This is a genomic window from Streptomyces sp. SID486 (assembly GCF_009865385.1).
In the GTDB taxonomy this organism is placed as follows: Bacteria; Actinomycetota; Actinomycetes; order Streptomycetales; family Streptomycetaceae; genus Streptomyces.
This window is the reverse complement of sequence record NZ_WWJT01000020.1, coordinates 1-660: the sequence shown is the minus strand read 5'-3', so window position 1 is coordinate 660 and position 660 is coordinate 1. Positions and strand designations below refer to the sequence as shown.

The window sequence follows — 660 nt, the reverse complement described above, 5'->3', positions numbered from 1 at the left end:
GCGTGCGCTGCGGTGCCGCTCTGGGCGCCGGTCGGCGTGGTGGCTCCCCGGGCGCCGGTGGGCACCGGAGCCGTGCCGTGCGCGGGGGCGGGGTGGGCCGTCGTGCGGCCCGACGCCGCGTGGTCGTCCACCCGGCGCAGCAGTTCCTCCGTGCGGGCCGCCGCCTGCTCGCGGTCGTAGGCCAGCAGCAGGCGGCAGTCCTGGCCGTGGCCCGGCCGGACGTGCGGGAGCCAGCCCAGCCAGCCCCACTCGGCGGTACGGTCCGCCACCGGCCGCGTGTGGTCCGCGCTGATCAGCACGATCTCCAGCAGGTCGGGGGAGTGCAGCGCGGTGAGCTGGGCCAGCACCGCGCGGGCCAGCCCGGACAGCCGGGGGCGCGGACCGGCCAGGCCCAGTGCGCCCGCCTCGCGCAGCGCCGCGGTCACCGGTACCGCCGGCAGCAGGCCGGAGCCGTCGGGTGCGCTCCGGTCGGCCGTCCCCAGCCGCACGGTCAGCGCCTCGGGGTGGCCCGGCCCGCGTTCCCACAGCCGGGGCCCCGGACCCAGCGCGGTGAGCAGCAGTGCGGCCGGGTCCGGCCAGGTGTCCGGCTGCGCCGGGACGTCGGCCGCCGGGGCGCCGCCGGAGCGGGCGGGCGTCTCGTCGTACACCGCGGGGCCGGCC

1 pseudogene is annotated in these 660 nt (G+C 80.9%); it reads right to left on the bottom strand.

The annotated features are described in order from the left end of the window. A pseudogene (locus tag GT045_RS01055) lies at window positions 1–660 on the bottom strand (hypothetical protein); the annotation flags it as partial.